This window comes from Cellulomonas iranensis NBRC 101100 = JCM 18110 (genome assembly GCF_001552375.1).
Classification (GTDB): Bacteria; Actinomycetota; Actinomycetes; order Actinomycetales; family Cellulomonadaceae; genus Cellulomonas; species Cellulomonas iranensis.
In genome coordinates this window covers 1-8,804 of record NZ_BCRB01000114.1, presented here as the reverse complement: position 1 = coordinate 8,804, position 8,804 = coordinate 1, and the positions used below count along the sequence as shown (strand labels likewise).

The 8,804-nt window shown below is 76.1% G+C and carries 11 protein-coding genes; 3 read left to right on the top strand and 8 right to left on the bottom strand.

From position 1 onward, the window contains the following. Positions 1 to 227, bottom strand: a 227-nt coding sequence (locus CS2_RS19350) for a DUF2017 family protein (RefSeq protein WP_501161970.1), incomplete at its 3' end; no start/stop codon positions are given. Next, complete coding sequence (gene clpS / locus CS2_RS16635; RefSeq protein ID WP_046530418.1) at positions 227 to 520, bottom strand: ATP-dependent Clp protease adapter ClpS; 294 nt, start codon at positions 518 to 520, stop codon at positions 227 to 229. The genes clpS and CS2_RS19350, both read right to left, overlap by 1 nt. Before the next feature lie 72 nt (positions 521 to 592). On the opposite strand from clpS, the gene CS2_RS16630 reads away from it, so the two are divergent. Beyond that, positions 593 to 1,993: a nicotinate phosphoribosyltransferase gene (locus CS2_RS16630; RefSeq protein WP_070320817.1), complete on the top strand. Its 1,401-nt coding sequence runs from the start codon at positions 593 to 595 to the stop codon at positions 1,991 to 1,993. 133 nt (positions 1,994 to 2,126) lie between these two features. Here the strand turns inward: CS2_RS16630 and CS2_RS18920 are convergent, their stop codons facing one another. From CS2_RS18920 to CS2_RS16620, 3 genes are all read right to left on the bottom strand, one after another. Continuing rightward, on the bottom strand, positions 2,127 to 2,282 hold the full coding sequence (locus CS2_RS18920) for a hypothetical protein (protein WP_156442182.1): 156 nt from the start codon (positions 2,280 to 2,282) through the stop codon (positions 2,127 to 2,129). A 250-nt stretch (positions 2,283 to 2,532) separates the two neighbouring features. After that, on the bottom strand, positions 2,533 to 4,344 hold the full coding sequence (locus tag CS2_RS16625; RefSeq protein ID WP_070320816.1) for a DEAD/DEAH box helicase: 1,812 nt from the start codon (positions 4,342 to 4,344) through the stop codon (positions 2,533 to 2,535). After that, the gene (locus tag CS2_RS16620; protein ID WP_070320815.1) at positions 4,341 to 4,709 is read right to left on the bottom strand and encodes a DUF3039 domain-containing protein; all 369 of its coding nucleotides are present in this window, start codon (positions 4,707 to 4,709) and stop codon (positions 4,341 to 4,343) included. The genes CS2_RS16625 and CS2_RS16620 overlap by 4 nt, the downstream gene beginning before the upstream one ends. A gap of 119 nt (positions 4,710 to 4,828) precedes the next feature. On the opposite strand from CS2_RS16620, the gene CS2_RS16615 reads away from it, so the two are divergent. After that, positions 4,829 to 5,758, top strand: coding sequence for a hypothetical protein (locus CS2_RS16615; RefSeq protein WP_070320814.1), 930 nt, complete (start codon positions 4,829 to 4,831; stop codon positions 5,756 to 5,758). Further along, on the top strand, positions 5,755 to 6,138 hold the full coding sequence (locus CS2_RS16610) for a GntR family transcriptional regulator (protein ID WP_046527990.1): 384 nt from the start codon (positions 5,755 to 5,757) through the stop codon (positions 6,136 to 6,138). Before CS2_RS16615 ends, CS2_RS16610 begins: the two co-directional genes overlap by 4 nt. A gap of 9 nt (positions 6,139 to 6,147) precedes the next feature. Here CS2_RS16610 and nagB read toward each other — a convergent pair whose 3' ends face one another. The 3 genes from nagB to CS2_RS16595 form a co-directional block, all read right to left on the bottom strand. Beyond that, the gene (gene nagB / locus CS2_RS16605) at positions 6,148 to 6,930 is read right to left on the bottom strand and encodes a glucosamine-6-phosphate deaminase (protein WP_070320813.1); all 783 of its coding nucleotides are present in this window, start codon (positions 6,928 to 6,930) and stop codon (positions 6,148 to 6,150) included. Then, entirely contained in the window at positions 6,930 to 7,925 is a 996-nt protein-coding gene (locus tag CS2_RS16600; protein WP_082740319.1) for an ROK family protein, read from the bottom strand. The genes nagB and CS2_RS16600 overlap by 1 nt, the downstream gene beginning before the upstream one ends. Positions 7,926 to 7,928: 3 nt before the next feature. Next, positions 7,929 to 8,804: carbohydrate ABC transporter permease (locus CS2_RS16595; protein ID WP_070320812.1), on the bottom strand; the 876-nt coding region annotated here is incomplete at its 5' end.

The window sequence follows — 8,804 nt, the reverse complement described above, 5'->3', positions numbered from 1 at the left end:
GGCGGCGGCAGGGGCGCGGTGCGCACCTGCCACGCCCCCACGTCGGGCGCGCCGCCCGGGCTCCCGTCGGGTCCCGCGTCGGGCCCGGCCGCCGGCGGCGGGCCGTCCTCGAAGCGGCCCGCGCCGAGCAGCTCGGCGACGTCGGCGACGACCGACGCGACGACGGCGCGCTCGCCCGCGTCGAGCCGCGCGACGTAGCGCCCCTTCTGGCGGCGGAACGCCCGCATCACTGCCCTCCGCGCTGCAGGGTCGCCCACAGCCCGTACCCGTGCATGGCCTGCACGTCGACCTCCATGGCCTCGCGGTTGCCGGTCGAGACGACCGCGCGCCCCTCCTCGTGGACCTGCCGCATGAGCCGCTCGGCCTTCTCGCGGGGGTGCCGGAAGTACGTCTGGAACACGTAGGTGACGTACGACATGAGGTTCACGGGGTCGTTCCAGACGATCGTCACCCACGCGTCCGCGGTGGACGACGCCTCGTCCACCTGCTCACGTGTGTCGGGGGCGGTCGTCGCAGGCACGGCGTCCACTGTAGGTGCGGCGCACCGCGGCGGCGGATGTCGCTCCGACCTGCGGACGTCTACGTTGGCGGCATGGACGACTCGCGCCCCGGCACGCCCCCGCACGTCACCCCGGCCGTCGCGGCCGTCGGGTCGGGCAGCACCGCGCTGCTCACGGACCGGTACGAGCTGACGATGCTGCAGGCGGCGCTGGCCGACGGCACGGCGCACCGGCGCTGCGTGTTCGAGGTGTTCACGCGCCGGCTGCCCGCGGGGCGCCGGTACGGCGTGCTCGCCGGGACGGGACGCGTCCTGGAGCAGCTCGCGTCGTTCCGGTTCGGGACGCCGGAGCTCGACTGGCTCGCCGACGAGCGCGTCGTCGACGACGCGACCCTCGAGTTCCTCGCGGGGTACCGGTTCGGCGGCTCGGTCGTCGGGTACGCCGAGGGCGAGGTGTTCTTCCCGCAGTCGCCCGTGTGGGTGGTCGAGGGCACGTTCGCGGAGGCGGTGCTGCTCGAGACGCTCGTGCTCTCGGTGCTCAACTACGACTCGGCGATCGCGTCGGCGGCGTCCCGCATGACGAGCGCGGCCGTGGACCGCCCGTGCCTCGAGATGGGCGCGCGGCGCGCGCACGAGGACGCGGCGGTCGCGGCCGCGCGGGCCGCCGCGGTGGCGGGTTTCGCGGCGACGTCGAACCTCGAGGCGGGCCGCCGGTACGGCCTGCGGACGATCGGCACCGCGGCGCACGCGTTCACGCTGCTGCACGACGACGAGGAGGCGGCGTTCGCGTCGCAGGTCCGGTCGCAGGGCCCCGGGACGACGCTGCTGGTGGACACGTACGACGTGCACCGCGGGGTCGAGTGCGCGCTGGCCGCCGCGGGCACGGGTCTGGGCGCCGTGCGCCTCGACTCGGGCGACCTGGGCTCGCTCGCGCAGGAGGTGCGCGCACAGCTCGACGCCGCCGGTGCGCACGGCACGCAGATCGTCGTGACGAGCGACCTCGACGAGTACGCGATCGCGTCGCTCGCGGCCGCACCGGTCGACTCGTACGGCGTGGGGACCAGCCTCGTCACGGGGTCGGGGGCGCCGACGTGCGGCATGGTCTACAAGCTCGTCGCGCGCGAGGGCGCGAGCGGCGAGCTCGAGCCGGTCGCGAAGGCGTCGCGGTCGAAGGTGAGCGTCGGGGGGCGCAAGGCCGCGGCGCGGCGGCTCGGGCCGGACGGCCGCGCGGTCGAGGAGGTCCTCGTGGTGGGCCCCGACGAGGCCGTGGCGGGGTGGACGGCTGCGCGGTCCGCGGGCGGTGACCCGTCGTTGCGCCCGCTGCACGTGCCGCTCGTCGTCGAGGGCGAGGTGCAGCCGGGGCTGACCGCCGCGGCGGGCGTGCGGGCCGCGACGGAGCGGCACCACGCGTCGCGCGACGAGCTGCCGCGCGGTGCGCGCCGGTTGTCGGCCGACGAGGCGGCGGTGCCGACCGTCGAGCTCCGGCTGGGCTGAGCGCCCGGGCCCCCCGCCCGGTCGGCAGGGCGGGTCGACCGACCCCGGACGTGCGACCGGGCCGGGACGCGTCGCGTCCCGGCCCGGTGTGCGGACGACCGGCGGAGGGGGTGCCGGCCGTGCGCGGCGGCTCTTAGACCCTCGAACGACCGCGGCCGACGAGCCCCAGGATCAGGCTGACGACGAGCACGGCGACGCCGATCCAGATGAGGAACTGACCGATGCCGGTCGCGACGCCGAGGACGACGAGGACGACACCGACGAGGATGAGGATGAGCCATGCGGGCATGTGGACACCTCTTTCACACGAGCTCCGGCGGCGGACCGCCGGGCTCTCTCCGAGTGCGGCACCGGGGGGACCCGGGCCGGGTTTGTCACGGAAAGAGCGTGACACCGCGGGCCGCGGTCAGCACGTCGAACGGTCGACTTGCGCCGTCAAGACCCGCTGCTATGTGAGCACGCGTCCAGTGCGCTGACCTGCGGTTTCATGCTGCTCTCATAGTCCACATCGTGAGATCAGCACCGAGGTCAGGGTGAGCTCAGCGCTTGCCCACGAACCAGCCGCGCAGCATCGCGATCCGGGCGGACAGCTCGTCGGGCGCCGCGAGCGCGACCTCGGGGCCGCCGCAGCGCCGCCGCAGCTCGGCGTGCACGGTCGCGTGCGGCTGCCCGCTGCGACGCGCCCACGCGCCGACGAGCTGCGCGAGCTCCTTGCGCAGCTCGGCCTGCTTGCGGTGGTCGACGACCTCCGGCGCGGGCGCCTCGCGCGTGCGACGCGCGCCCTGCTGCGCGGCCTGCCGCTGCCGGAGCAGCGTCGTGACCTGGTCGGCGTCGAGCAGGCCCGGCAGGCCGAGGAAGTCCAGCTCCTCGTCCGAGCCGACCTCCGCGCCCGTCCCGAACTCGCCGCCGTCGAACAGCACGCGGTCGAACGACGCCTGCGCCTCGAGCGCCTCGAACGCGCCCACGACGCCGTCGCCGCCGACCGCGTCCTCGCTCTTCTGCTCGCGCTCGGCGAGCGCGAGCAGGTCGGCCTCGGGGTCCTCGTCGCCGGTGGTCGGCTTGTCGAGCGCGTGGTCGCGCTCGACCTCGAGGCTCGCGGCGAGCTCGAGCAGCTGCGGCACGCTCGGCAGGAACACCGACGCGGTCTCGCCGCGCTTGCGCGCGCGCACGAAACGCCCGACCGCCTGCGCGAAGAACAACGGGGTCGCGGTGCTCGTGGCGTACACGCCCACCGCGAGGCGCGGCACGTCGACGCCCTCGGACACCATGCGGACCGCGACGAGCCAGCGCGAGTCGCTCGCGGCGAACTCCTCGATGCGGTCGCTCGCGCCGTCGTCGTCCGACAGGACGATCGTGGGCGACTCCCCCGTGATCCGGGCGATGTGCCCGGCGTAGGCGCGCGCGTCGGTCTGGTCGGTCGCGATGATCATGGCGCCCGCGTCGGGCACGGCGCGCCGCACCTCGGTGAGACGCCGGTCGGCCGCGGCGACCACCGAGGGGATCCACTCGCCGTTCGGGTCGAGCGCCGTGCGCCACGCCTGCGACGTCATGTCCTTGGTGAGCGGCTCGCCGAGGCGCGCCGAGATCTCGTCGCCCGCCTTGGTGCGCCAGCGCATCGAGCCCGAGTAGGACAGGAAGATCACCGGGCGCACGACGTGGTCGCGCAGCGCGTCGCCGTACGCGTAGGTGTAGTCGGCGACCGAGCGGCGGATGCCCTGCGCGTCGGGCGCGTACTGCACGAACGGGATCGCCGCGGTGTCGGAGCGGAACGGCGTGCCGGTCAGCGCGAGCCGGCGGGTCGCACCCTCGAACGCCTCGCGGACGGCGTCGCCCCACGACAGCGCGTCGCCGCCGTGGTGCACCTCGTCGAGGATGACGAGCGTGCGGTCGGCGGTCGTGCGGGCGGCGTGCAGCGCGGGCTTGCTCGCGACCTGCGCGTACGTCACGGCCACGCCGTCGTACCCCGCGCCGTGGCGCCCCTGCGCGTTCGAGAACCGCGGGTCGAGGCGGATCCCGACGCGCGCGGCGGCGTCGGCCCACTGCTTCTTGAGGTGCTCGGTCGGCGCGACGACCGTCACGCGGCGCACGGTGCGCGACTCGAGCAGCTCGGTGGCGATGCGCAGCGCGAACGTCGTCTTGCCGGCGCCGGGGGTCGCGACGGCGAGGAAGTCCCGCGGGCTGCGCTCGCGGTAGAGGTCGATGGCCTCCGCCTGCCAGGCGCGCAGGCTCCCGGCGGCACCCCACGGCGCACGCGCCGGGAACGCCGGCGGCAGCTGCGACGCTGCCGACGACGAGGGGTGCTGCGGGGTGCTGGCGGGACCGGTGGCGACGGGGCGGCGTGCCGCGCTCACGCGCCGCCCGACCCGGAGCCCTTGCCCCGTCCGAAGCCGAAGAACCCGCGGCCTCCCCCGCCGCCGGAGCCCTGGTCGTCACCGTCCTGCGGCTCGCGCAGGCCCTCGTAGATCTCCTTGCAGACCGGGCAGACCGGGAACTTGTTGGGGTCGCGGCCGGGGACCCACACCTTGCCGCAGAGCGCGACGACCGGCTTTCCGGACATCGCCGACTCCATGATCTTCTCCTTGCGCACGTAGTGCGCGAAGCGCTCGTGGTCGCCCGGCTCGACCTGCTCCTGGGACTCGGTGCGCTCGAGGACCGACGTGCCGCCCTGGGTGCCGAACGGGTCGTCGGGTCCGGACGGCGTGGTCGGCTCGCTCATGGGTCCATCGTACGTCGGGGGTCCGACGTCCCGGCCGTGCGCCGTGCGTCGGCGCCGCTGGACGGCGCAAGCGGGTTTGTGTCAATGTATTGACACATCGGTTCACTGATCGGAGCCCCGTGCACCTCACCGCCCTGCTGCCCGTCGTCGTCCTCGTGGCGCTCCTCGCCGCCCTCGTCGCCGCGCTCGCGCCACGCCGGCAGCCCGCGACCGACCTCACCGACGTCGTGACCTCGCCCGCCGCCCACGCACGCGCGCGCCGGCACGCCGGCGCCGTCGCGGTGATCGCCTGGGGCGCGCTCGCGGTCGTCGCCGCGGCCCTGCCGCCCGCGGCCCCCGCGGGCTCCGCGGGCGGCGTGCTGCTCGGCAGCGTCCCGGCCGCCGCCGGGACCGCGTTCCTGCTCGCCGCAGCCGTGGGCGAGCGCACCTGGCCGCGGCCGACCGGCGCCCGGCGGCGCGCCTCGCTCGTGCCCCGCACGGCGCGCGACGTCGCGCCGCGCGCGCTGCGCGTCGCGCTCGCGACGTGGACCGCCACGCTGCTCCTCGTCCTGCTCGGCACGGGCCTGACCGCCACGGCCGACGGCCGCTCGGTCAGCCGCACGCTCGACGCACAGCTGACCGCGGAGGCGGGCCCCTACCCCGGCCCGCCCTACGCGGTCCCGCTCGCGCTGGGTGCGCTGCTCGTGGCCGCCGGCGCCGCGGGCGTGCTGCACCTGGTCGCGCGCCGCCCGGCGGTCGAGGGCGTGTCCACCGCCGACGACGACGCGCTGCGGGTCGCCTCCGGCGGGCGCGTCCTGGCGGGCGTCCAGCTCGTGGTCGGCGCGACCCTCGCCGGCGTGCTGCTGCTCGCCGGTCAGGCGCTGCGCAACGTCGCGCACGGCGCGTACGCGGTCGACGACGTGTGGACCACCGTGACCGACCCGCTGACCGCGGGGCTCGGCTGGGCCGCGCTCGTCGCGGCACCGCTCGTCGCGCTGACGACCGTCGCGCTCACGGCCGTCGGGCTGGCGCGCGCCGCCCGCGCGACCGCCCCGGCGGTCGCGGCGTGAGCGTGCGCCTGGACGTCGACCTCACGTCGGGCGTCCCCGTCTACGAGCAGGTGCGCGCGCAGGTCGTCGGCCACGTCGCCACCGGCCGGCTGCGGCCCGGCGACCGGCTCCCCACGATCCGCGCGCTCGCGACCGACCTCGGGCTCGCGCCCGGCACGGTCGCGCGCGCGTTCCGCGAGCTCGAGCAGGCCGGCGTCGTCGTGACGCGGCGGCGCAGCGGCACGGTCGTCGCGGCCGACGCGGCCCCGGCCCAGGCGCAGGCACGGCGCGCGGCGGCGGACTACGCGCGAGCGGCGCGCGCGGCGGGCCTCTCGACCGACGAGGCCGTGGCCCTCGTGCGCGGCGCCCTCACGACCGGCGACGAGCCGCCGACCGTCTGAGCCGACCCGTCACAGCGCCTGCCAGACGGGCTTCGCCGCGTACGTCTCGCGGTAGTAGTGCGCGAGCTGCAGGCGGCTCGCCGCGGCCTCGTCGACCAGCACCGTCACGTGCGGGTGCAGCTGCAGCACGGTCGCGGGCCACAGCGCGCTCACCGGCCCCTCGACCAGCTGGTGCACGGCCTCGGCCTTGTGGCGGCCCTGCGCGAGCAGCACCAGGTGCCGCGCCGCCGAGATCGTCGCGAGCCCCTGCGTGAGGCAGTGCGTGGGGACGCGCTCGACGTCGTCGTCGAAGAACCGCGCGTTGTCCTCACGGGTCTGCCGGGTCAGCGTCTTGATGCGCGTGCGCGACGCGAGCGACGACCCGGGCTCGTTGAACGCGACGTGGCCGTCGGTCCCGATGCCGAGGACCTGCAGGTCGACGCCGCCCGCGTCGACGATCGCCGCCTCGTACGCCGCGCACGCCGCCGGCAGGTCGTCGGCCAGCCCGTCGGGCCCCTGCACGGCCTCCGGCCGCAGGTCGACGCGCGCCACGAGCTCGGCGTCGATGACGTTGCGGTACCGCTCGGGGTGGTCGGCGGGCAGCCCGACGTACTCGTCGAGCAGGAACGCGCGGGCCCGCGCGAACGACAGGCCGCGCTCGGCGTGCCGACGCGCGAGCTCGTCGTACACCGCGAGCGGGCTCGATCCGGTGGCCAGGCCCAGCACGGCGTCGGGCCGCGCCGTGAGCAGCCGCTCGACGGCGTCCGCGGCCAGCCGGGCCAGCTCGGCACCCGGCGCGATGACGACCTCCATCAGACGTGCTCCCCTCGTCCCACCAGCGCGGCGCCCACGGCCGCGACCGGTACGTCCCGCGGTGCCAGGTGCACGCGGTCGGTCACCCCCAGCGACGCCAGGAACGGCGACGCCGCCGCCTCGCGCGCGAGCTGGGCGCGCAACGGGTCCAGCAGCCGCGTGCCGAGCTGGCTCACGCCGCCGCCCACCACGACGCGGTCGACGTCGCACGTGAGCACCAGGACCCGGACCGCGACCGCGACGGCGCCGACGAACCGGTCGCGCACCGCGACAGCGCGCGCGTCGCCCGCGTCGGCGGCGTCGAGCAGCGCGACGGGAGCCGGTCGCGCGTCCGGCGACGGCCAGGCGGCGTCGAGCGCGCTGCCCGACGCGTACTGCTCGATGCACCCCGCCTGTCCGCACTTGCACGGCAGCCCGCCCGGCACGAGCGTGAGGTGCCCCACCTCCCCCGCGGCCCGGTGCGACCCGCGGCGCAGCGTCCCGTCGAGCAGCAGACCCGCGGCCACGCCCGTGCCCAGCGCGAGGAAGGCCACGTCGCGCGCCGTCGCACCCGGCTCGACCGTGTGCGCGGCACCCAGCACGGCGGCGTTGAGGTCGTTCTCGACGCGCACGCGCGCCGCGGGGCCCAGCACCGACGCGACCGCGGCGGCGAGCGCGAACGGCTGCGCGACACCCACGTTGACGGCGTGCTCGACCGTGCCCGTGACGGGGTCGACGACGCCCGGCACGCCGACCCCGGTGCCCGCCAGGCGCTCGACGGGCACGCCGTGCGCGCGGGTCAGGGTGCGCACGGCGGTCGTGACGACGTCGACGAGGCCGTCCGGGCCGGGGCGCGTGGCCGCGCGGTGCGTGCGCGCGACGCGCCCCGCCGGGTCGAGCAGCGCCGCGAGGACCTTGGTGCCGCCCACGTCGACCCCGACGGACCAGCCGGGTCCGCGCGGGTCGGGCGGCGCGGCGGGCACGCCCGTGGTCCCCCCCAGGGTGGTGCTCTCCATGGCTCAGCCCTTCACCGCCCCGGACACGAGCCCGCCGGTCATGCGTCCCTGCACGATCAGGAAGAACACGACGACCGGGACCGCGACGAGGACCGAGCCGGCCATGAGCGCCCCCCAGTCGGTCGCCTTGGTCGCCTGCTGGAACGTGCGCAGCCACACCGGCAGCGTCATGGACTCGGGGCGGGTCATGATGATGAGCGCCATGATGAACTCGTTCCACGCCTGCAGGAACGCGAACACGCCGGTCGAGACGAGCCCGGGCGCGAGCAGCGGGAACGTGACCTTCCAGAACGCGCGGGGGCGCGAGCAGCCGTCGATCATCGCGGCCTCCTCGAGCTCGACGGGCACGCCGTTGACGAAGCCGCGCAGCGTCCAGATGGTGAAGGGCAGCACGCCCGCGAGGTAGACGACGCCCAGGCCGACGACCGTGTTGAGCAGCTGGGCCGAGTCGATCATCTGGAACACCGAGATCATCATCGCCTCGGCCGGGATCATCTGGACCACGAGGATCGACAGCACGAACGCGCGCCGGCCGCGGAACCGGAACCGCGTGACGGCGAGCGACGCCGCGAACGCGAGCAGCATCGCCGCGACCAGCACGAGGAACGTCACCTGCAACGAGTTCCCCAGCGCGGGCACGAACGGCGAGCGCACCTGCCGGAACATCGCGGTCTCGTAGTTGCGCAGCGTGAACGCGTCGGGCCACAGGTGCAGGTCGGGGCCGGAGATGAGGTTGGTCGGCAGGAACGAGGTGTTGACCATCCAGTAGACGGGGAACGCGAACGCCGCCGCGACGAGCACGGCGAGCACGCCCCAGCCGACCGACGCGGCCCGGCGGCGGCGCGAGCGGCGACGCGGCGCGGGCGTCGCGACGGGCCG